The organism is Streptomyces sp. NPDC046716 (genome assembly GCF_040645755.1).
Taxonomy (GTDB): domain Bacteria; phylum Actinomycetota; class Actinomycetes; order Streptomycetales; family Streptomycetaceae; genus Streptomyces.
The window spans coordinates 18,810-40,885 of the sequence record NZ_JBEYYU010000044.1 but is presented as its reverse complement, the minus strand read 5'-3'; the positions used below and the strand labels follow the sequence as shown (position 1 = coordinate 40,885).

20 protein-coding genes and 1 riboswitch are annotated in these 22,076 nt (G+C 71.4%); of the genes, 16 read left to right on the top strand and 4 right to left on the bottom strand.

The features are described 5' to 3' along the window. The first annotated feature begins 207 nt into the window (after positions 1 to 207). From hpnC to ABZ930_RS28480, 13 genes are all read left to right on the top strand, one after another. Complete coding sequence (gene hpnC, locus ABZ930_RS28540; protein WP_361553664.1) at positions 208 to 1,110, top strand: squalene synthase HpnC; 903 nt, start codon at positions 208 to 210, stop codon at positions 1,108 to 1,110. Then, on the top strand, positions 1,107 to 2,069 hold the full coding sequence (gene hpnD / locus ABZ930_RS28535) for a presqualene diphosphate synthase HpnD (RefSeq protein WP_361553661.1): 963 nt from the start codon (positions 1,107 to 1,109) through the stop codon (positions 2,067 to 2,069). The genes hpnC and hpnD overlap by 4 nt, the downstream gene beginning before the upstream one ends. Further along, positions 2,069 to 2,248: a hypothetical protein gene (locus ABZ930_RS28530; protein WP_361553658.1), complete on the top strand. Its 180-nt coding sequence runs from the start codon at positions 2,069 to 2,071 to the stop codon at positions 2,246 to 2,248. The genes hpnD and ABZ930_RS28530 overlap by 1 nt, the downstream gene beginning before the upstream one ends. Next, entirely contained in the window at positions 2,245 to 3,657 is a 1,413-nt protein-coding gene (gene hpnE / locus ABZ930_RS28525; RefSeq protein ID WP_361553655.1) for a hydroxysqualene dehydroxylase HpnE, read from the top strand. Before ABZ930_RS28530 ends, hpnE begins: the two co-directional genes overlap by 4 nt. An 89-nt stretch (positions 3,658 to 3,746) precedes the next feature. Beyond that, a complete protein-coding gene (locus ABZ930_RS28520) occupies positions 3,747 to 4,805 on the top strand; it encodes a polyprenyl synthetase family protein (RefSeq protein WP_361553741.1) in 1,059 nt (352 codons plus the stop codon). 103 nt (positions 4,806 to 4,908) lie between these two features. After that, a complete protein-coding gene (gene shc, locus ABZ930_RS28515; RefSeq protein WP_361553652.1) occupies positions 4,909 to 6,894 on the top strand; it encodes a squalene--hopene cyclase in 1,986 nt (661 codons plus the stop codon). Next, positions 6,894 to 7,553, top strand: a complete 660-nt coding sequence (locus tag ABZ930_RS28510; protein ID WP_361553649.1) for a 1-hydroxy-2-methyl-2-butenyl 4-diphosphate reductase — start codon at positions 6,894 to 6,896, stop codon at positions 7,551 to 7,553. Before shc ends, ABZ930_RS28510 begins: the two co-directional genes overlap by 1 nt. 6 nt (positions 7,554 to 7,559) lie before the next feature. Further along, a complete protein-coding gene (hpnH, locus tag ABZ930_RS28505) occupies positions 7,560 to 8,582 on the top strand; it encodes an adenosyl-hopene transferase HpnH (RefSeq protein WP_361553647.1) in 1,023 nt (340 codons plus the stop codon). Positions 8,583 to 8,589: 7 nt separating this feature from the next. After that, a complete protein-coding gene (gene ispG / locus ABZ930_RS28500) occupies positions 8,590 to 9,753 on the top strand; it encodes a flavodoxin-dependent (E)-4-hydroxy-3-methylbut-2-enyl-diphosphate synthase (protein WP_361553644.1) in 1,164 nt (387 codons plus the stop codon). 39 nt (positions 9,754 to 9,792) lie between these two features. After that, positions 9,793 to 11,682: a 1-deoxy-D-xylulose-5-phosphate synthase gene (gene dxs / locus ABZ930_RS28495; RefSeq protein WP_361553641.1), complete on the top strand. Its 1,890-nt coding sequence runs from the start codon at positions 9,793 to 9,795 to the stop codon at positions 11,680 to 11,682. Continuing rightward, entirely contained in the window at positions 11,679 to 13,064 is a 1,386-nt protein-coding gene (locus ABZ930_RS28490) for an aspartate aminotransferase family protein (RefSeq protein WP_361553638.1), read from the top strand. The genes dxs and ABZ930_RS28490 overlap by 4 nt, the downstream gene beginning before the upstream one ends. A gap of 87 nt (positions 13,065 to 13,151) precedes the next feature. After that, complete coding sequence (locus ABZ930_RS28485; protein ID WP_361553636.1) at positions 13,152 to 13,760, top strand: XRE family transcriptional regulator; 609 nt, start codon at positions 13,152 to 13,154, stop codon at positions 13,758 to 13,760. Continuing rightward, positions 13,757 to 13,903 carry a DUF6126 family protein gene (locus tag ABZ930_RS28480; RefSeq protein WP_361553633.1) on the top strand — a complete coding sequence of 49 codons (147 nt, stop codon included), beginning with the start codon at positions 13,757 to 13,759 and terminating at the stop codon, positions 13,901 to 13,903. The genes ABZ930_RS28485 and ABZ930_RS28480 overlap by 4 nt, the downstream gene beginning before the upstream one ends. 25 nt (positions 13,904 to 13,928) lie before the next feature. Here ABZ930_RS28480 and ABZ930_RS28475 read toward each other — a convergent pair whose 3' ends face one another. Further along, positions 13,929 to 14,729, bottom strand: a complete 801-nt coding sequence (locus tag ABZ930_RS28475) for a tyrosine-protein phosphatase (RefSeq protein WP_361553630.1) — start codon at positions 14,727 to 14,729, stop codon at positions 13,929 to 13,931. A 379-nt stretch (positions 14,730 to 15,108) separates the two neighbouring features. Further along, positions 15,109 to 15,280, top strand: a riboswitch (cyclic di-AMP (ydaO/yuaA leader). 5 nt (positions 15,281 to 15,285) lie between these two features. Here ABZ930_RS28475 and ABZ930_RS28470 point away from each other — a divergent pair. Both ABZ930_RS28470 and ABZ930_RS28465 read left to right on the top strand, forming a co-directional pair. Then, entirely contained in the window at positions 15,286 to 16,035 is a 750-nt protein-coding gene (locus tag ABZ930_RS28470; RefSeq protein WP_361553627.1) for a LysM peptidoglycan-binding domain-containing M23 family metallopeptidase, read from the top strand. A 211-nt stretch (positions 16,036 to 16,246) separates the two neighbouring features. Then, the gene (locus ABZ930_RS28465) at positions 16,247 to 17,032 is read left to right on the top strand and encodes an SGNH/GDSL hydrolase family protein (protein ID WP_361553738.1); all 786 of its coding nucleotides are present in this window, start codon (positions 16,247 to 16,249) and stop codon (positions 17,030 to 17,032) included. Between the two features lie 23 nt (positions 17,033 to 17,055). Here ABZ930_RS28465 and ABZ930_RS28460 read toward each other — a convergent pair whose 3' ends face one another. From ABZ930_RS28460 to ABZ930_RS28450, 3 genes are all read right to left on the bottom strand, one after another. Continuing rightward, positions 17,056 to 17,673: a TetR/AcrR family transcriptional regulator gene (locus ABZ930_RS28460; RefSeq protein ID WP_361553624.1), complete on the bottom strand. Its 618-nt coding sequence runs from the start codon at positions 17,671 to 17,673 to the stop codon at positions 17,056 to 17,058. Between the two features lie 89 nt (positions 17,674 to 17,762). Continuing rightward, positions 17,763 to 18,482, bottom strand: coding sequence for an alpha/beta hydrolase (locus ABZ930_RS28455; protein ID WP_361553621.1), 720 nt, complete (start codon positions 18,480 to 18,482; stop codon positions 17,763 to 17,765). Between the two features lie 40 nt (positions 18,483 to 18,522). Continuing rightward, on the bottom strand, positions 18,523 to 19,479 hold the full coding sequence (locus ABZ930_RS28450) for an alpha/beta hydrolase (protein ID WP_361553618.1): 957 nt from the start codon (positions 19,477 to 19,479) through the stop codon (positions 18,523 to 18,525). Positions 19,480 to 19,720: 241 nt separating this feature from the next. Here ABZ930_RS28450 and ABZ930_RS28445 point away from each other — a divergent pair, with 241 nt between their 5' ends. After that, complete coding sequence (locus ABZ930_RS28445; RefSeq protein ID WP_361553615.1) at positions 19,721 to 21,979, top strand: tetratricopeptide repeat protein; 2,259 nt, start codon at positions 19,721 to 19,723, stop codon at positions 21,977 to 21,979. Positions 21,980 to 22,076: the final 97 nt, after the last annotated feature.

Here is a 22,076-nt window from a genome sequence, read left to right as displayed (position 1 = left end):
CGGTGCCGAATCGCGGCAAGTGGGGCGATAATGCACGGCCTCCCGGCTCTTCGGGCGGCCGGTCAACCGCGCGGACGGCCGGGCGGCGTGTCCGAAATGGGATGTATTGGGTCCGCAGTGTAGAACGGGAGATGTGACGGCAATGGCTACGGAAACTCTCCAGGTCCACGATGCTTTCGCCGTCGTTCCGGAAGCGGACCGCACCCGGTGAGCGCATCCTCTCGTGTGCGCCCGGACTCCACGACGGGCGCCACCCTCGACAAGGCCGCCGACGAGAACTTCCCGGTGGCCCCGGCCTTCCTGCCGCGCGCCTGGCGCGACGACCTGATGGCCGTGTACGGGTACGCGCGCCTGGTCGACGACATCGGCGACGGTGACCTCGCTCCCGGCGGCGCCGACGCCCGCCGGCTCGGCGTCTCACCCGAACGGGCGGACGACCGGCTCGTGATGCTGGACGCCCTGGAGGCCGACCTCCACAAGGTCTTCGACGGCACCCCGAGCCACCCGCTGCTCGCCGCCCTGCAGCCCACCGTGCGCCGCCGCTCCCTGACGCCCGAGCCGTTCCTCGGCCTCCTCCAGGCCAACCGCCAGGACCAGCTCGTCACGCGCTACGAGACCTACGACGACCTGCTCGCCTACTGCGAGCTGTCCGCCAACCCCGTGGGCCGCCTCGTCCTCGCCATCACCGGCACCTCGACCCCCGAGCGCATCCGCCGCTCGGACGCGGTCTGCACCGGACTGCAGATCGTCGAACACCTCCAGGACGTGGCCGAGGACCTCGGCCGCGACCGCATCTACCTGCCTGCCGAGGACATGAAACAGTTCCACGTCCAGGAAGCGGATCTCGCCGCACCCAGCGCGGGCGCATCGGTGCGCGCGCTGGTCGCTCACGAAGCGGATCGCGCCCTGCGGCTCTTGAATGAAGGCACCCCCCTGGTGGGTAGCGTCCACGGCAGGCTGAAGCTGCTGCTGGCCGGTTTCGTGGCAGGGGGGAAGGCGGCGGTCCACGCGATCACCGCCGTCAAGTACGACGTCCTACCTGGACCACCGAAGCCCACCAAGCTCCGGCTGCTGCGCGAGGTGGGAGCGACTCTGCGAGGAGAGGGGTGAGCAAGGCCGTGGAGTCTGACCAGCACGTGTCGGCACCGGTGCTCGCCGCATACGGCTACTGCGAGACCGTCACCGGACAACAGGCGCGCAACTTCGCCTACGGCATCCGGCTGCTGCCGACCGCGAAGCGGCGGGCCATGTCGGCGGTGTACGCGTTCTCGCGCCGCGTCGACGACATCGGGGACGGCACGCTGCCGCCCGACGTCAAGGCCGAGCGGCTCGACGAGACCCGGGCCCTGCTCGCCCGGGTGCAGGCGGGCAAGGTCGAGGAGGACGACACCGATCCGGTGGCCGTCGCCCTCGCGCACGCCGCCGACCGCTTCCCGATCCCGCTCGGCGGGCTCGACGAACTCATCGACGGCGTCCTGATGGACCTGCGCGGCGAGACCTACGAGACCTGGGACGACCTGAAGGTGTACTGCCGGTGCGTCGCCGGCGCCATCGGACGGGTCTCCCTCGGCGTCTTCGGCACCGAGCCGGGTGCCAGGGGCGCCGAGCGCGCGGCCGAGTACGCCGACACGCTCGGGCTCGCGCTCCAGCTGACCAACATCCTGCGGGACGTCCGTGAGGACGCCGCCGACGGGCGCACCTACCTGCCCGCCGACGACCTCGCCAAGTTCGGCTGCTCGGCCGGATTCGACTCCGCGGTCCCGCCCGCGGGATCGGACTTCGCCGGACTCGTGCACTTCGAGGTGCGGCGCGCCCGCGCCCTGTTCGCCGAGGGTTATCAGCTGCTGCCCCTGCTCGACCGGCGCTCCGGCGCCTGTGTCGCCGCCATGGCCGGTATCTACCGGCGCCTGCTCGACCGCATCGAGCGCGAGCCGGAGGCCGTGCTGCGCGGCCGTGTCTCGCTGCCCGGCCACGAGAAGGCGTACGTCGCCGTGCGCGGTCTGTCCGGGCTCGACGCGCGGACCGTCTCCCGCGCGTCGTCCCGCGCGGCTCTCAGGAGGCGCGTCTGATGGGCACGGTGGTGCGCGGTGTTCTCGACAGCACGGCGAACGTGAAGCGGCGGGCAACCCTCCGCGGCGACGCGGCGTCCCTGCATGCAACGGCCGGCCGCGGCTTCGTCACATCCGTCGAAACCCGCCGCACGCTGGCCGTACGCACCATCAGAAGCACCGAGGGGGAGGGCGCATGAGCAGCCACGCAGAGGCGTCGTCCGACGAACGGCGACGGCCCGTCGCGGTGGTCGTCGGCGGCGGGCTCGCGGGGATCACGGCCGCGCTCGCCCTCGCCGACGGCGGCATGGACGTCACGCTCCTGGACGGCCGCCCCCGGCTCGGCGGGCTCGCCTTCTCCTTCAAGCGCGGCGACCTGACCGTCGACAACGGCCAGCATGTGTACTTGCGCTGCTGCACCGCCTACCGCTGGTTCCTCGACCGCATCGACGCCACGGACCTCGCACCGCTGCAGGACCGTCTCGACGTGCCCGTCCTCGACGCGGACCGCAATCGGCTCGGGCGGCTGCGGCGGACGGCGCTGCCCGTGCCGCTGCATCTGGCGAAGAGCCTGGCCACGTACCCGCATCTGTCCCTGGCCGAGCGGGCCAACGTCGGACGGGCCGCGCTCGCACTCAAGGGCCTGGACCTCGACGATCCGGCGCTCGACGAGCGGGACTTCGGCTCCTGGCTGGCCGAGCACGGTCAGTCGGAGCGGGCCGTCGAGGCGCTGTGGGACCTGGTCGGGGTCGCGACGCTGAACGCGGTGGCGGGCGAGTGCTCGCTCGCGCTGGCCGCCATGGTGTTCAAGACCGGGCTGCTGTCCGATCCAGGCGCCGCCGATATCGGCTGGGCCCGGGTGCCCCTCGGCGACCTCCACGACACTTTGGCCCGCAAGGCGCTCGACTCCGCGGGTGTGACCACCGGACTCCGTACACGCGTCACCTCCATCTCCCGTACGGAAAACGGCCGTTGGGCGGTGGAGGTTCCCGAGGGACCCGACACTTCCGGCCAGATCCTCACCGCCGACACCGTCGTGCTCGCCGTGCCGCAGCGCGAGACGTACGACCTGCTGCCGGACGGTGCGCTCGACGACCGGGAGCGGCTGCTCGACATCGGCACCGCGCCGATCCTGAACCTGCACGTGGTGTACGACCGCAAGGTGCTCAAACGTCCCTTCTTCGCCGCGCTGGGCTCCCCGGTGCAGTGGGTCTTCGACCGCACCGAGGCGTCCGGACTGACCGAGGGCCAGTACCTGGCCGTCTCCCAGTCCGCCGCCCAGGACGACATCGACGAGCCCGTCGCCACGCTGCGCGAGCGCTATCTGCCCGAGCTGGAGCGGCTGCTCCCGGCTGCGCGCGGCGCACGCGTCATCGACTTCTTCGTGACCCGGGAGCGCACCGCCACCTTCGCGCCCACCCCCGGCACGGGCGCCCTCCGGCCCGCCGCGCGCACCCGTGCGCCCGGTCTCTACTTGGCCGGTGCATGGACCGCCACCGGATGGCCCGCGACGATGGAAGGCGCAGTTCGCAGCGGGGTCGGCGCCGCGGACGCGGCCCTCGCCGCTCAGGGCCGCCCCCGTGGCCATCTGTTCCGGGAGGCGGCGTGAGCCTCGACATTCCCTCGGTAGAAACGCCTACGACGGCCGGACCGTCGACAACGGCTGGAACGCCACATCAAGGAGAGACTGTGCCACCTGTGCCCTCGGCCGAAGAGGCTGCCGACGCGGTGGACGTGACCGCGCTTCTCGAGCGCGGCCGAACCCTGGCCACGCCAGTGCTGAAGAAGGCCGTGGACCGGCTCGCGCCGCCCATGAACACCGTCGCCGCCTACCACTTCGGCTGGATCGACGCAGCGGGCAACCCCGCCGACGGCGACGGCGGCAAGGCCGTGCGCCCCGCGCTCGCCGTGCTCTCCGCACAGGCCGCCGGTGCCGCCCCCGAGGTGGGCGTCCCGGGTGCCGTCGCGGTCGAGCTGGTCCACAACTTCTCGCTGCTGCACGACGATCTGATGGACGGCGACGAGCAGCGCCGCCACCGCGACACCGTCTGGAAGGTGCACGGCCCGGCGCAGGCGATCCTCGTCGGCGACGCGCTGTTCGCCCTCGCCAACGAGGTGCTCCTGGAGATCGCCTCGGTGGACGCCGGACGCGCCACCCGACGCCTCACCACCGCCAGCCGCGCCCTGATCGACGGTCAGGCGCAGGACATCTCCTACGAGCACCGCGAGCGGGTCAGCGTCGAGGAGTGCCTGGAGATGGAGGGCAACAAGACGGGTGCCCTGCTCGCCTGCGCCTCCTCCATCGGCGCGGTCCTCGGCGGCGCCGACGACGTCACCGCCGACGCCCTGGAGAAGTACGGCTACCACCTTGGCCTGGCCTTCCAGGCCGTCGACGACCTCCTCGGCATCTGGGGCGACCCCGATTCCACGGGCAAGCAGACCTGGAGCGACCTGCGCCAGCGCAAGAAGTCGCTGCCGGTCGTGGCCGCGCTCGCGGCGGGCGGACCGGCCTCCGAGCGGCTGGGCGAACTCCTCGCCGCCGACGCCAAGAACAACGACTTCGACAACTTCTCCGAGGCGGAGTTCGCCGCCCGGGCCGCCCTCATCGAAGAGGCCGGCGGACGGCAGTGGACCGCCGACGAGGCCCGGCGCCAGCACACGATCGCCCTCGAAGCCCTGGACACCGTCCAGATGCCAGCCACGGTGCGCGCCCAGTTCGCGGCGCTCGCCGACTTCGTCGTCGTACGAAAGAGATGATCACTATCGGCCGCATATGACTCGCAGTCGCCGGCCGGTGTCCCGCCAGGGCATCGGCCGACGGTTACCCAGCAGAGATGAGCCACTGCACGAAGGGATAGCCATGACAGCGACGACCGACGGAAGCACCGGAGCGGCAGCTCCCGCAGCATCCTCGGCCACCACTGCCCCACCGTCCGACACGACCCCCGAGGCGGCCGGGACGCTCCACGCCGCCAACCGAGCCATACAGCGCGCCACGGACTTCCTGCTCGCCCGGCAGGACGCCCAGGGGTGGTGGAAGGGTGACCTCGACACCAACGTGACGATGGACGCCGAGGACCTGCTGCTGAGGCAGTTCCTGGGCATCCGCGACCAGGACACCACCGACGCCGCCGCGCTCTTCATCCGCGGGGAACAGCGGGACGACGGCACCTGGGCCACCTTCTACGGCGGACCCGGCGAACTCTCCACCACCATCGAGGCCTACGTCGCCCTGCGCCTCGCCGGTGACTCCCCGGACGCTCCGCACATGGCGAAGGCCTCCGCCTGGGTCCGCGAGCGCGGCGGCATCGCCGCGAGCCGCGTCTTCACCCGGATCTGGCTGGCCCTCTTCGGCTGGTGGAAGTGGGACGACCTCCCCGAACTCCCGCCGGAGCTCATCTACTTCCCGAAGTGGATGCCGCTCAACATCTACGACTTCGGGTGCTGGGCGCGGCAGACCATCGTGCCCCTCACCATCGTGTCCGCGAAGCGACCGGTGCGGCCCGCGCCGTTCACCCTGGACGAGCTGCACACCGACGCCCGCGACCCGAACCCGGCCAAGCCCCTGGCCCCGGTGGCGAGTTGGGACGGCGCCTTCCAGCGGCTCGACAAGATCATGCACGGCTACCAGAAGGTGGCGCTGAAGCGGCTGCGCAAGGCCGCCATGAACTCGGCCGGGCGCTGGATCATCGAGCGCCAGGAGAACGACGGCTGCTGGGGCGGCATCCAGCCGCCCGCGGTCTACTCCGTCATCGCCCTGCACCTGCTCGGCTACGACCTCGATCACCCCGTCCTGAAGGCCGGTCTCGCCTCGCTCGACCGGTTCACGGTGTGGCGCGAGGACGGCGCCCGCATGATCGAGGCCTGCCAGTCACCCGTCTGGGACACCTGCCTGGCCACCATCGCCCTCGCCGACGCGGGACTGCCCGGCGACCACCCGGCGCTCGTCAAGGCCGCCACCTGGATGCTCGACGAACAGATCGACCGGCCCGGCGACTGGTCGGTGCGCAAGCCGGCCCTGGAGCCGGGCGGCTGGGCGTTCGAGTTCCACAACGACAACTACCCCGACATCGACGACACCGCGGAGGTCGTGCTCGCGCTGCGCCGCGTGACCCACCCCGACACCGCGCGCATCGAGAAGGCCATCGACCGCGGGGTGCGCTGGAACCTCGGGATGCAGTCGAAGAACGGGGCGTGGGGCGCCTTCGACGTCGACAACACCAGCCCGTTCCCCAACCGGCTGCCGTTCTGCGACTTCGGCGAGGTCATCGACCCGCCGTCCGCCGACGTAACCGGGCACGTCGTCGAGATGCTCGCCGTCGAGGGACGGTCGCACGATCCGCGCACCCGCCGCGGCATCGAGTGGCTGCTCGCCGAACAGGAGGAGAACGGCGCCTGGTTCGGCCGCTGGGGCGTCAACTACGTCTACGGCACCGGGTCGGTGCTGCCCGCGCTCACCGCCGCCGGGATGCCCGCCGCGCACCCCGCGATCCGCCGCGCGGTCGACTGGCTGGAGTCGGTCCAGAACGAGGACGGCGGCTGGGGCGAGGACCTTCGCTCGTACCGCTACGAGGACTGGAAGGGGCACGGCGTCTCCACCGCCTCGCAGACCGCCTGGGCGCTGATGGCGCTGCTTTCGGCCGGCGAGCGGGACTCCAAGGCCGTCGAGCGGGGGATCACCTTCCTCGCCGAGACCCAGACCGAGGACGGCACCTGGGACGAGCCGTACTTCACCGGTACCGGCTTCCCCTGGGACTTCTCGATCAACTACCACCTGTACCGGCAGGTCTTCCCGCTGACCGCGCTCGGCCGGTATGTCCACGGCGAGCCGTTCAAGGACGCCTGATGGGCGACAACCCGGTGGCCGTGCGCCCACCGGAGACCACGGCGCTGCTCGTCGCCTGCGCGCTGGGCATCGAGCACGTCGCCCTGCGCACCGGCAGCCGGGCGGGCGCGAGCGCTCCCGTGACCGTGCTGCGTACGGGTATGGGGCCCGTCGCCGCCGAGCGCGCGACGGCGCGCGTCCTCCAGGACCCGGCGCTGCGCGAGGCCGCGGTGATCGCCACCGGGTTCTGCGCCGGGCTCGCGCCCGGCATGCACCCCGGCGACCTCGTCGTGGCCCAGGAGACCCGCGACCAGCACGGCAGCACCCCGTGCGTGAGCACGGAACTGCTGGTGAAGGAACTGGTGAAGGCCGTGCCCGGACGGACCGTGCACACCGGACCGCTCACCGGTTCCGATCACGTCGTACGCGGTCATGAGCGCGGCGACCTGCTGGCCACCGGCGCGATCGCGGTCGACATGGAGTCGGCGGCCACACTGCGCACGGCGGTCGGGACCGGTGAGCGTCCGGTTGCGGCCGTCCGGGTGGTCGTCGACGCCCCGGAACACGAACTCGTCAGGATCGGCACGGTTCGCGGTGGACTATCTGCTTTCCGCGTCCTTCGTGCCGTCCTTCCCGCTTTTTTCGAATGGCACCGTTCTTTGCTGCTCCCTCGGAGGTGAGCCCAGATGGCCATGCCGCTGCGTCAGTCCATCAAGGTTGCGACGTATCTCGCTGAACAGAAGATCCGCAGGCGGGACAAGTTCCCGCTCATTGTCGAACTGGAACCGCTGTACGCCTGCAACCTGAAGTGCGAGGGCTGCGGCAAGATCCAGCACCCGGCGGGGGTGCTCAAGCAGCGCATGCCCGTCGCGCAGGCCGTCGGCGCCGTGCTGGAGTCCGGTGCGCCGATGGTGTCCATCGCCGGCGGCGAGCCGCTGATGCACCCTCAGATCGATGAGATCGTGCGGCAGTTGGTGGCCAGGAAGAAGTACGTCTTCCTGTGCACCAACGCGCTGCTGATGCGCAAGAAGATGGACAAGTTCAAGCCGTCGCCGTTCTTCGCCTTCACGGTGCACATCGACGGGATGCGCGAGCGTCACGACGAGTCCGTCGCCAAGGAAGGCGTCTTCGACGAGGCGGTCGAGGCGATCAAGGAGGCCAAGCGGCGCGGCTTCCGGGTCACCACGAACTCGACCTTCTTCAACACCGACACCCCGCAGAACATCATCGAGGTGATGAACTACCTCAACGACGACCTCAAGGTCGACGAGATGATGATCTCGCCCGCCTACGCCTACGAGAAGGCGCCCGACCAGGAGCACTTCCTCGGGGTCACGCAGACCCGGGAGCTGTTCAAGAAGGCGTTCTCGGGCGGCAACCGGCGGCGCTGGCGGCTCAACCACTCGCCGCTCTTCCTGGACTTCCTGGAGGGCAAGGTCGACTTCCCGTGCACGGCGTGGGCGATCCCGAACTACTCGCTCTTCGGCTGGCAGAAGCCCTGCTACCTGATGAGCGACGGGTACGTGCCGTCGTACCGGCAGCTGATCGAGGACACCGACTGGGAGGCGTACGGGCGCGGCAAGGACCCGCGCTGCGCCAACTGCATGGCGCACTGCGGCTACGAGCCGACGGCCGTGCTCGCCACCATGGGGTCGCTGAAGGAGTCCATCCGCGCCATGTCCGAGACCGTCGCCGGGAATCGTGGGTGAGCGTGGCATGACCGGAGAGCCCGTCTCACTGGGCCTCCCCGAGGTACCGGTCCGACCCATCGCCGAGCGGCGTGCCAGCCGCCGGATCATGGTCGGACCGGTGGCGGTGGGAGGCGGCGCACCGGTGTCCGTGCAGTCGATGACGACGACACGGACCTCGGACATCGGGGCCACGCTGCAGCAGATCGCCGAACTGACCGCGTCCGGCTGTCAGATCGTGCGGGTGGCGTGCCCCACGCAGGACGACGCGGACGCGCTCGCGACCATCGCGCGCAAGTCGCAGATCCCTGTCATCGCGGACATCCACTTCCAGCCCAAGTACGTGTTCGCCGCCATCGACGCCGGATGTGCGGCGGTGCGGGTGAACCCGGGCAACATCAAGAAGTTCGACGACCAGGTCGAGCAGATCGCCAAGGCCGCGTCCGACGCGGGCACGCCGATCAGGATCGGGGTCAACGCCGGTTCGCTCGACCGCCGGCTCCTGGAGAAGTACGGGAAGGCGACCCCGGAGGCGCTCGTGGAGTCGGCGCTGTGGGAGGCGTCGCTCTTCGAGGAGCACGGATTCCGCGACCTCAAGATCTCCGTCAAGCACAACGACCCCGTGGTGATGGTCAACGCCTACCGGCAGCTCGCCGCCGCGTGCGACTATCCGCTGCACCTCGGGGTCACGGAGGCGGGCCCCGCCTTCCAGGGCACCGTCAAGTCGGCCGTCGCCTTCGGCGCCCTGCTCTCCGAGGGCATCGGCGACACCATCCGGGTCTCGCTGTCCGCCCCGCCGGCCGAGGAGTGCAAGGTCGGCATCCAGATCCTGGAGTCGCTGGGGCTGCGCCAGCGACGCCTGGAGATCGTCTCCTGTCCGTCCTGCGGGCGGGCCCAGGTGGACGTCTACAAGCTGGCCGACGAGGTGACCGCCGGGCTCGACGGCATGGAGGTGCCGCTCCGCGTCGCCGTCATGGGGTGTGTCGTCAACGGTCCGGGGGAGGCCCGCGAGGCCGATCTCGGCGTCGCCTCCGGCAACGGCAAGGGGCAGATCTTCGTCAAGGGCGAGGTCATCAAGACCGTCCCCGAGTCGAAGATCGTGGAGACGCTGATCGAGGAGGCGATGAAGATCGCCGAACAGATGGAGAAGGACGGCGCCGCGTCGGGCCCGCCCGACGTCACCGTGGGCTGAGTGCCGGTTCGTGAGTTCGACCAGGAAGGGGGCTCGAGCGTGACGATTCTGGAAACCATCCGGGGGCCGCGCGATCTGAAGGCGCTGAGCGAGGAGGAGCTCGACGAACTGGCCGTGGAGATCAGGGAGTTCCTGATCCACGCGGTCGCCAGAACCGGCGGTCACCTCGGACCCAACCTGGGCGTGGTGGAACTGACCGTCGCGCTCCACCGGGTCTTCGAGTCGCCCGTCGACCGGCTCGTCTGGGACACCGGCCATCAGAGCTATGTGCACAAGCTGCTGACCGGCCGTCAGGATTTCAGCAAGCTGCGAGGCAAGGGCGGCCTGTCCGGCTACCCCTCGCGCGAGGAGTCCGAGCACGACATCGTCGAGAACAGCCACGCCTCCACCGCCCTCGGCTGGGCCGACGGGCTCGCCAAGGCGCGGCAGGTGCAGGGGGAGCGCGGGCACGTCGTCGCCGTCATCGGCGACGGCGCGCTGACCGGCGGCATGGCCTGGGAGGCGCTGAACAACATCGCGGCGGCCAAGGACCGCCCGCTGATCATCGTGGTCAACGACAACGAGCGCTCCTACGCGCCCACCATCGGCGGGCTCGCCAACCATCTGGCGACCCTGCGCACGACCGACGGCTACGAGAAGGTGCTGGCCTGGGGCAAGGACGTCCTGCTGCGCACCCCCGTCGTGGGACACACCGTCTACGAGTCCCTGCACGGCGCCAAGAAGGGCTTCAAGGACGCGTTCGCCCCGCAGGGCATGTTCGAGGACCTGGGCCTGAAGTACGTAGGGCCCATCGACGGGCACGACATCGGGGCCATGGAGTCCGCGCTGCGCCGCGCGAAGCGCTTCCACGGGCCGGTCCTCGTGCACTGCCTGACCGAGAAGGGCCGCGGCTACGAGCCGGCGCTCGCCGACGAGGCCGACCGCTTCCACACCGTCGGCGTGATGGACCCCCTCACCTGCGAGCCGCTCGCCCCGTCCAACGGCCCCTCCTGGACCTCGGTGTTCGGCGACGAGATCGCGGCGATCGGACGCGAGCGGGAGGACGTCGTCGCCATCACCGCGGCCATGCTGCACCCGGTGGGCCTGACGAAGTTCGCGGCCGAGTTCCCCGACCGGGTGTGGGACGTCGGCATCGCCGAACAGCACGCCGCCGTCTCCGCCGCGGGCCTGGCCACCGGCGGGCTGCACCCGGTCGTCGCCGTCTACGCGACCTTCCTCAACCGCGCCTTCGACCAGCTCCTCATGGACGTCGCCCTGCACAAGAGCGGCGTCACCTTCGTCCTCGACCGGGCCGGCGTCACCGGGGTCGACGGCGCCTCGCACAACGGCATGTGGGACATGTCCGTGCTCCAGGTGGTGCCGGGGCTGCGGATCGCCGCGCCGCGCGACGCCGACCAGCTCCGCGCGCAGCTGCGCGAGGCCGTCGCCGTGGACGACGCGCCGACCGTACTGCGGTTCCCCAAGGAGTCGGTGGGCGTGCCGGTCCCGGCCGTCGACCGGGTGGGCGGCATCGACGTGCTGCACCGGTCCGACAACCCGCGCGTGCTGCTCGTATCGGTCGGCGTGATGGCCCCGGTCTGTCTGCAGACCGCCGAGCTGCTCGAGGCGCGGGGCATCAACTGCACGGTCGTCGACCCGCGGTGGGTCAAGCCCGTCGATCCGGATCTCGCCCCGCTGGCCACCGGGTACGAGCTCGTCGCCGTCGTCGAGGACAACAGCAGGGCCGCCGGAGTCGGCTCCGCGGTCGCCCTCGCGCTCGGCGACGCCGAAGTCGACGTGCCCGTACGGCGGTTCGGGATCCCCGAGCAGTTCCTCGCACACGCCAAGCGCGGCGAGGTGCTGGCCGACATCGGTCTGACTCCGGTGGAGATCGCCGGGCGGATCAGTTCCTCCCTCAGTCTGAAGTCCGGCAAGGAGAACGACGCATGAGCAAGGAGTTCGACCTCCAGACGCTGCTCGCCGAGCGCGGCGCCGAACGGTACGAGCTGCACGCCAAGTACCTCAACCACCAGCTGCCGAAGATGCTGCACACCATCGGCTTCGACAAGGTCTACGAGCGGGCCGAGGGCGCGCACTTCTGGGACGCGGACGGCAACGACTACCTGGACATGCTCGCCGGGTTCGGCGTCATGGGCCTGGGCCGCCACCACCCTGTCGTCCGCAAGGCGCTGCACGACGTCCTCGACGCCTCCCTCGCCGACCTGACCCGGTTCGACTGCCAGCCGCTGCCGGGGCTGCTCGCCGAGAAGCTGCTCACCCACAGCCCGCATCTGGACCGGGTGTTCTTCGGCAACAGCGGTACGGAAGCGGTCGAGACGGCGCTGAAGTTCGCCCGGTACGCCACCGGGAAGCCGCGGGTGCTCTACTGCTCGCACGCCTTCCACGGCCTGACCACCGGGTCACTGTCGGTCAACGGCGAGGACGGGTTCCGCGACGGATTCGCCCCGCTGCTGCCCGACACCGCCGTCCCGCTCGGCGACCTCGACGCCCTGGCAAGGGAGTTGAAGAAGGGCGACGTCGCCGCGCTCATCGTCGAGCCGATCCAGGGCAAGGGCGTGCACGAGGCGCCGCCCGGCTATCTGCACGCGGCGCAGCAACTCCTGCACCAGCACAAGGCGTTGCTCATCGCCGACGAGGTGCAGACCGGGCTCGGCCGCACCGGCGACTTCTACGCCTACCAGCACGAGGACGGCGTCGAGCCGGACCTGGTGTGCGTGGCCAAGGCGCTCTCCGGCGGGTACGTGCCGGTGGGCGCCACGCTCGGCAAGGACTGGATCTTCAAGAAGGTCTACTCGTCCATGGACCGGGTCCTCGTCCACTCGGCGAGCTTCGGCTCCAACGCCCAGGCGATGGCCGCGGGCCTCGCCGTGCTCTCCGTGATGGAGGACGAGCAGACCGTCGCGAACGCCCGGGCCATGGGGGAGCTGCTGAGGTCCCGGCTCGCCGGGCTCATCGACCGCTACGAGCTGCTGAGCGACGTCCGCGGCCGCGGCCTGATGATCGGGATCGAGTTCGGCAGGCCCAAGTCGCTGAAGCTGCGCAGCCGCTGGACCATGCTGCAGGCCGCGCGCAAGGGTCTGTTCGCGCAGATGGTCGTGGTGCCGCTGCTGCAGAAGCACCGGATCCTCACCCAGGTCTCCGGGGACCATCTCGAGGTCATCAAGCTGATCCCGCCGCTCGTCCTGGACGAGGCGGACGTCGAGCGGTTCGTCGAGGCGTTCACCGCCGTCATGGACGACGCGCACGGCGGCGGCGGAATCATGTGGGACTTCGGGAAGACCCTGGTGAAGCAGGCGGTCGCCATCCGCTGAGGACACCTCGAGATCGAGCGCCCCAGGGGCCTTGCCTCTGAGGCAATAAATTTGCCTCTCGGGCAGGGCTCTGGCTGAATCGTCGGTATGAGCCCTGCCCTCCCGGAGGAGGCTCCGGAACCCCCGGAGCTGCCCGCCGTCGCGCCCCAGCTGCGCGCCCTGCGCCGTCGAGCCTCCCTCACCCTGGAGGCCGCGGCCGGCACGGCCGGTCTGTCACCGGCCCATCTCTCCCGGCTGGAGACCGGACAGCGCCAGCCCTCGCTGCCGATGCTGCTCGCACTCGCCCGCACCTACGGTACGACGGTCTCCGAACTGCTGGGCGAGGCCCCCGCCGATCGCGACGCCGTCGTGCGCGCCGGGACCATGGAGGCGACCGAGGCGGGCGGCTGGACCTATGTCCAGGCCGGCGCCTCGGGACGCGGCATGCAGGCGCTGCGGGTGCACGTCCCGTACGGCGCCCAGGGCGACATCGTGCGCGTGCACCCGGGCGAGGAATGGCTCTACGTCCTCGAAGGGCGGCTGCGGCTGCGCCTCGGTGACACCTCGTACCGGCTGGGGCCGGGGGACAGTGCGCACTTCGACTCGCTCACCCCGCACCGCATCGCGGCCGCGGACACCGGCGGGTCCGAACTCCTCTTCGTCCACACCTTGCTGCAGAGCCCGACCACCGCACTGTGCCTGGGAGGCATGTCATGAGTGACGCACAGCGGCCGGGCGGCCGCGACATCGAGGACAAGCTGCCGCGCGGCATCTGGGTGCGGGTCCTGATCTACGTATTCGTGGGACACGCCTTCGCCGCGTTCGTCTACCTGCTGTTCACGCTGGGCGGGAACCGCTGAGACCGCCGGGCCGGTCCTCCCGGTCTCAGTCGACCAGCCGCTCGCGCAGCCGGTCGCGGTCGGCCGCGCCGAGCTTCAGGCCCTCCGAGAAGTAGCGGTCGGTGGTGCCCCACGTCTGCTCGATGGTCTCGAAGGCCGCGTGCAGATACTCGGCGCGCGCGTCGAAGAGCGGCGCGAGCAGCTCCATGACCTCGGGCGCGTAGGCGTCGCCCGTGGCGCCGCCGGCGCGGCGGATCTTGTAGCGGCGGTGCTTCTCGTTCGACTTCAGGTAGTCCGCCTCGATGGCGTCCCGCTCGACGCCGACGGCGAGCAGCGTCACGGCGATCGACAGGCCCGCGCGGTCCTTGCCGGCCGCGCAGTGCATCAGGGCGGGCATGCTGTCCTCGGCCATCGCGTGCAGGACCCGGCTGTGCTCGGCGGTGCGGTCGGTGACGATGGCCCGGTACGAGGTGATCATGCGCTGCGCCGCCTGTCCGTCGGAGAGCAGCGTCCGCAGTTGGTCTATGTCGCCGTCGCGCACCATCTTCCAGAACTCGGCTCCGTCGGCCGGGTCGGTCAGCGGAAGATTCACGTTGCGCACGCCGGGCAGCTCGACGTCGGCGCCCTCCAGCTTCTGGTCCGCCGCGTTGCGGAAGTCGAAGACCGTGTGCAGGCCGAGGGTGGACAGGAACGCCGCGTCCTCGGCGGTGGCGTGCGCGAGGTGGCCGCTGCGGAAGAGCACGCCGGGCCGTACCCGCCCGCCGTCCACGGTCGGCAGGCCGCCCACATCGCGGAAGTTGCGCACTGCGGTCAGTTCGGGCTCGGTGGACGGGGCGTGCTGCGTCACGGGGGCTCCTCCGAATCGGGCGCTCCGGCGCCGCTCGCCGGTGGGCCTGCACCTGACGATACGACATCGATTCCCCGGGCAACCATGTGTCTGATTTATCCAGTTCTGCGCCAACTATCCACAAGTGAAGGGGGATTGCGGACGGCCGCGTGAGCGGGCTCATAGCGGTGACCGTGCGTGGCGGTTCCCGTCGCCGCCGGACGACGGAATTCCCGCAGGTATGGCGTTGGTAAAGGTGCGGGCGCGACAGAGGGTCACACAGAAATCCCTCAGTTGATCAAAGAAAACCCCGAAATTCGAATTCGGTGTTTGTCGCGGCCGGTTGCGCTGCTTTACGGTCACCCATCACACCGGACGGAACGCCTAGTCCTGCCGCCGCCCGGAGTTCCCACCACGACCCGTGACGGCAGGAGCGGGGGACCCACAGGCAGTACGCCGCCGAGGGATTTCCCGACGTGGCTCGGGGTGCAGCCGGTCCCCTTCCCGGGAGGCCGGCCGGACATCTCCAGTCCGAACCCGACAGCTCACCTCGCAGGCGACGGAGAGGAAAAGCGTCATGCCCGCACAGGGGAAGCACCGCCGCCCGAAGACCCGCCGCGCCACCCGCGCCGCTGCCCTCGCCACCGTCGGAGGGGCCGCGCTCGCGCTGCCGCTCATCGGCGCCACCGGGGCGCAGGCCGCGGACTCCGGCAGCACCACGTACACCGTGAAGTCCGGCGACACCCTGGCGAAGATCGCCAAGAGCCAGAACGTCGACGGAGGCTGGCAGCAGCTCTACAAGGACAACAAGAGCGTCATCGGCGGCAACGCGTCGCTGATCACGCCCGGCACCGAGCTCACCGTCGGCGGCGCGAGCGGGACGTCCGCCACGGCCACCCGGGCGAGCACGGCCTCGACCGGGTCCGGCTACGTGAAGCCCGTCGAGGGCTCCGTCGGCACCCAGTACCACTCGTCCGGCGCAATGTGGTCCAGCGGCTACCACACGGGCACCGACTTCGTGGTGGCCACCGGCACCCCGATCAAGGCCGTCTCCAACGGCACCGTCGTCTCGGCCGGCGACGGCGGCGCGTACGGCAACCAGATCGTCATCAAGAACGCCGACGGCTACTACTCCCAGTACGCCCACCTCTCCTCGGTCGGCGTCTCCGCCGGCCAGACGGTCACGGCGGGCCAGCAGATCGGCCTCTCGGGCGCGACCGGCAACGTCACCGGACCGCACCTGCACTTCGAGATCCGGACGACCGCGAGCTACGGCTCGGACGTCGACCCGGTCGCCTACCTGCGGAGCCACGGCGTCACCCTCTGACCCCCGGCACACCCCACGCGCCCCACGCGCCACACCCGGCCCCCAGATATTCCCTGGGGGCCGGGTGTGCTTTCTCACCACTCGTCAACCCCTGGTTACGGTCGCGTAGGTCACACCTCGGGGTGAAAGATGTGTGGTCGTGGCAAACGAATCGAGAGCACTCACGGACGCAGTGAACCCGGCCGACGCGACGGACGCGCACGACAGCGGGCTGATCCGCTCGTACGCCGCGGTGGGGGACAGCTTCACCGAGGGCGTCGGGGACCCCGGCCCCGACGGGACCTTCGTCGGCTGGGCCGACCGGCTCGCCGTCCTCCTGGACGACCGGGCCCCCGAGGACACCTTCCAGTACGCGAACCTCGCCGTACGCGGCAAGCTCATCGACCAGATCATCGAGCACCAGATCCCGCGGGCCGTCGAGCTCGCCCCGGACCTGGTGACCTTCGTCGCGGGCGGCAACGACATCATCCGGCCCGGCACCGACCCCGACGACGTGGCCGAGCGCTTCGAGAAGGCCGTGGTCCGGCTCACCGAGGCCGCGGGCACCGTCCTGGTCGCCACCGGCTTCGACACCCGCGACGTCGCCGTCCTCAAGCATCTGCGCGGCAAGATCGCCACGTACAACATGCACGTACGGGCCATCGCCGACCGGCACGGCTGCGCGATGCTCGACCTGTGGTCGCTCAAGTCCATCCAGGACCGCAGGGCCTGGGACGAGGACCGGCTGCACCTCGCCGCCGAGGGCCACACCCGGGTCGCGCTGCGCGCCGCGCAGGCCCTCGGTATCGAAGTGCCCGCCGACCCCGAGCAGGCCTGGCCGCTGCTGCCGCCCCGCGGCACGTTCGAGGTGCGGCGCGACGACATCCACTGGGCCCGGGAGTTCCTGGTGCCCTGGATCGGGCGCCGGCTGCGCGGCGAGTCCTCCGGCGACCGGGTGCAGGCCAAGGGGTTCCTCGACCCGCACGAGATCAAGCTGCAGCTGGAATCCGCGTCCTGAACCGTCGCCGCGGGAGTGGGGAGTCAGCGCCCTGACGTCAACTGGGCGCGCTCCAGGCCCAGTTCGCGGGCCAGGGCCTCGTCCACCCATTCCTGGGCGCGGGCCCGGGACACGGCGCCCTGGTACGTGGTCATCTGCACGGCGAGGCCGTCGAGGAGGGCCGTCAGGCGCAGCGCCGCACCCATCGGGTCGGGGCAGCTGAACTCGTCGGCCGCCACGCCTTCGGCGACGACCTCGGCGAGAGCCGCCTTCCACTGCTTGTCGAGGTCGCGGGCGACCTCGCGCAGGGCGGGCTCGCGCAGCGCGGCGGCCCAGCCCTCGATCCACAGCCGCCATCCCTTGGCCTGGCCGGTGGGCGCGTACCAGCGCACCGCCGCGCGCAGCCGCTTGAGCGCCGTGGTCCGCCGGCCGAGCAGTTTGTGGAGACGGGCCAGGTCGTCCTCGGCGGCGTAGGTGAACGCGGCCGAGACGAGCTTCTCCTTCGTCGAGAAGTGGTACAGCACCAGGGCGTTGCTCACCCCCAGCGCCGAGGCCACGTCGGAGATGCGCACGGCGGCGACGCCGCGCACCTCGATCTGCTCGATGGCGGCCCGCAGCAGTTCCGCGCGCCGTTCGGCAACGCTCAACCGGACTCTGGTCACCGGGCAACCCTATGTCGTCCGGGGCATCCGGTGCTTCGGCTCCTGCGAGACCGCCGTGCTCGCACGAGCACGGCGGTCTGCGGGCGGGGTCAGCCGGCGGCGCGCACCGCCGTGCGGATCACCTCGGCGACCTCCTTCGGGCGGGAGACGGCGATCGCGTGCGACGCGCCGTCCACCTCGACGACGGTGGCGCCGGCACGGCTGGCGCCGAACCGCTCGACCTCGGGGTTGATCGCCTGGTCGGCGCCGGCGATCACGGCCCACGACGGCGTGGTCCGCCAGGCCGCCGCGGTCGCCTTCTCCTCGAACGCGCCAGCGGCGAGCGGGCGCTGGGCCACCGCGAGGACCGAGGTCGTCTCCGCGGGCACATCGGCGGCGAAGATCGCGGGGAAGGCGTCCTCGGCGATGGTGACCTCGACGGCAGGCTCGCCGTCCGCGACCGGGTACGTCCACTGCTTCAGATTGCTGACCAGCGGCGACGCGGGGAAGCGGCCCTGGAGTTCGCCCAGGCTCTCGCCCTCTTCGAGGACGTACGCGGCCACGTAGACCAGGCCGACGACGTTCTCCGCGGCACCCGCGACCGTGATCAGGGCGCCACCGTAGGAGTGGCCGGCCAGGACGACGGGGCCGTCGATCTGGGCGACGAGCGAGGCGACGTACGCGGAGTCGGCGGCCAGACCGCGCAGCGGGTTGGGCGGGGCGATCACCGGGATGCCGTCGCGCTTCAGGTCGGCGATGACACCGGCCCAGCTCGCGGCGTCGGCGAAGGCGCCGTGGACCAGGACCACGGTCGGGGTGGGGTTCGTCATGATGAGTCCTTCGACAGGTGCAGCGGGGAGGAGGCGGGCGTCAGGCGGAGTGCAGGGCGGAGCGCAGGGTGCTGATCGCCAGCGCGATCGCGGCCTCGGCGGCGTGCGTCTCGCGCAGCGCGTTCAGCATCACGAAGTCGTGGATGATGCCCTGGAAGCGGACGGCGGTGACCGGGACACCGGCCGCGCGCAGCTTGTTCGCGTAGGCCTCGCCCTCGTCGCGCAGCACATCGGCCTCGCCCGTGATGACCAGGGCCTTCGGCAGTCCGGTCAGCTGCTCGGTGGTGGCGCGCAGCGGGGACGCGGTGATCTGGGCGCGCTCGGCCTCGTCGGTCGTGTACTGGTCCCAGAACCACTGCATGCCGTCGCGGCGCAGGAAGTAGCCGGTCGCGAACTGCTCGTAGGAGCCCGTGTCGAAGGCCGCGTCGGTCACCGGGTAGAAGAGGACCTGCTGCAGCAGCGGGACGCCGCCGCGCTGCTTGGCCATGAGGGTGAGGGCGGCGGTCATGTTGCCGCCCACCGAGTCACCGGCGACGGCGAGCCGGTCGCCGTCGAGGTCCTTGGTCGCGCCCTGGTCCACGATCCAGCGGGCGACGGCGAAGTTCTGCTCGATGGCGACCGGGTAGCGGGCCTCGGGCGAGAGGTCGTACTCGGGGAAGACGACGGCCGCGCCCGTGCCGACGGCGAGCTCGCGCACCAGCCGGTCATGGGTGTGGGCGTTGCCGAAGACCCAGCCGGCGCCGTGGATGTACAGGACGACCGGAAGGACGCCCTCGGCGCCCGCGGGACGGACGATGCGGGCGCGGACGCTGCCCGTGGGACCACCCTCGACGGTGATCCACTCCTCGTCGACCTCGGGCAGCTCGACCGGGCCCGACTGCACGTCGTCGACGGCCTTGCGGCCCTCCTCGGGGTGCAGCTGGAAGAGGTAGGGCGGGTTGGCGGTGGCCTCGGCGAAGGCGGTCGCGGCGGGCTCGAGTACCGGATCGACGGACATGGGTGTGCTCCTGGGGATCGAGGGGGGTGGCGGGTGCCGGTCCGGACGGACCGTGCCCCTGGACGCTAGGCGCGTCCGGCGACCGGCAGTTGACCGCGAGCGCACCGGGCCTGTCCCGACCGTGCACGTCCGGACGGGACTGACCGGATTGGCCCGATGGCGACGGTTAACACGCCTGATGCCCGCAACCACCCCCCACCTCCTAGAATGAAGAACTGATCAGGTGCTTGTGGGGGTAGTGGTGTCAGAGGATCGAACGTCGTTCGGGGCGTTGTTGCGGAATCTGCGGGTGGCCAGGTCGCTCACCATCGAAGGGCTCGCCGAGGCGTCGGGCATGAGCGTGCGCGGCATCGGCGACCTGGAGCGCGGCCGCCGCGCGGCCCCGCAGCGGCGCACCGTCGCCGCGCTCGCGGACGGCCTGGGCCTGGCCGAGACCGAGCGGGAGCGGCTGCTCGCGGCGGCCAGGACCGGCCGGGACTCCGGCTACAGCCCGGCCGGTGTACGCGCGTTCCCGCGCGGCGTCGACGACTTCGTGGGGCGCGAGCCGGAGCTGCGGCGACTCGCCGACCTGGCCGCGACGGACCGCACGGCCGGCGGACAGGCCGTCGTCGTCGCCGTGTCCGGCGCTCCCGGCGCGGGCAAGACGACCCTCGCGCTGCACGCCTCGCGGCAGCTCGCCGGGCACTTCCCGCACGGCCAGCTGATGATCGACCTGTCCGGTACGGACGAGGAGCCGCCGCCCGCCGCCGAGCTGATGGTCTCCGTCCTCAAGGCCCTCGGCACCCCGGACCGGGACCTCGCCAGGACGGGCCTCGCCGGGCGCCCCGAGCTCTACCGGCGCGTCCTCGCCGAGCGGCGCTGCCTGCTGGTGCTCGACAACGCACGCGACGAGGCACAGGTGCGGCCGCTGCTGCCGGGCTCGGGCCCGGCCATGGTGATCGTCACGAGCCGGCGCATGCTGACCGGACTCGACGCCGTGCACCGGGTCCCGCTCGGCGAACTGAGCCCCGACGAGGCCGCCGAGTTCCTCACCCTGCTGATCGGCAAGGAGCGCGCGGCGGCGGAGCCGGACGCCCTCGCCGACGTCGCCCGGCGCTGCGGCCATCTCGCCCTCGCCCTGCGCATCGCGGGCAACTGGCTGGCCACCCGCACCGGCTGGACCGTGCGCCGGCTCGCCGACCGGCTCGGGCACGCGGAGCGCAGGCTCGACGCGCTGACCGCGGGAGACGTACGGGTGAGCGGCGCCTTCGACCTGTCCTACCGGCAGCTCACGGCGACGGCCGCCCGGATGTTCCGGCGCCTGGCACTGGTTCCGGGCCCGGACGCGAGCGCCGCGCTCGCCGCGCGGCTCACCGGGCAGGAGCTGTTCGACGCCGAGGACACCCTGGAGGAGCTGGTCGAGGCCGGACTGCTCGGCTCGCGCGCGGACCGCTACCGGCTGCACGACCTGCTGCGCCTGTACGCGCAGGCGCGCCTGGCCACCGAGGAGTTCGGGCCCGCCGTCGACGCCTCCCGGCAGGCGCTGCACCGCTGGCTCCTGGAAACCGCCGTGGTCGCGGGCCGCTGGTACGAGCCCGACCACGGGGCGCCGCCCGCCTCCTGGCGGGGCACCGTCGACCTGTCCAGCGCCGAGCGGGCCCGGCACTGGCTCCAGGCCGAGGGCGCCAACTGGCTCGCCGCGCTGCGGGCCGCCGCGCGCGAAGGCGACCACGCCACCGTGGTCGAGGTGGCGGAGGCGCTGCACTGGTTCTCCGACCAGTGGCTCTTCTGGGGACACTGGTCGGAGGTCTTCGGCACCGCGGCGCGCAGCGCGCGGGCCCTCGGCGACCCGCTCGTCGAGGCGACCCAGCTCAACTACCACGCGTGGGCGGTCATGTTGTGCGAGGGCAGGCCGCTCGACAGCCTCCCGCTGTCCGCCGCGGCACTCGCGGCCGCGCGGCGGGCGGGCGATCCCGTGCAGCAGGCGTGGGCGCACCACTACGCGTCCTGGGCGTACCGTCTGCTGCGCCGGCCCGAGGAGGCGTTCGAGGCGGCGGACCGGGCGGCGGAGATGTTCCGCGAGGCCGACGACGTCCTCGGACTGCTCCAGGTCCTGCACGGCCGGGCGATGACCCTGGAGGTCGAGAAGCGCGACGAGGAGGCGCTGACGGTCTACCAGGACGTGATCGTGTTCCTGGACGAGGCGGGCGACCAGGTGGAGCCGCACAGCGCCACCATCACCCGGCTCGGCGCGCTCTCCGGTATCGGCCAGTGCTCGGGGCGGCTGGGCCGCTGGGACGATGCCGTCGACCACCTGGAGGCGGCCATCGCCCTGTGCCGGTCGTCGGGGAACATCGGCCTCGAGGGACGCAGTCTGCTGCTGCTCGTCGACGCCCTGCTGGCCGCGGGCCGGCCGGAGCGGGCCCGGCAGGCACTCGCGCACTGCGCCGAACTCGGCCCGGACGCCAATCCGGAGATCGTCGCCCGCGCGCGTGAGCGGCTCGCAAAGTGGGAGCACTAGGCAGGGCGCCCCTTCTTCTGCACCCGGTGTTCGTGCCTCCCGTTTCTGCCTCCTTTGTGCCTGGAGTCCGGCGCGGGGCACCGCTTGACTGGTGGGA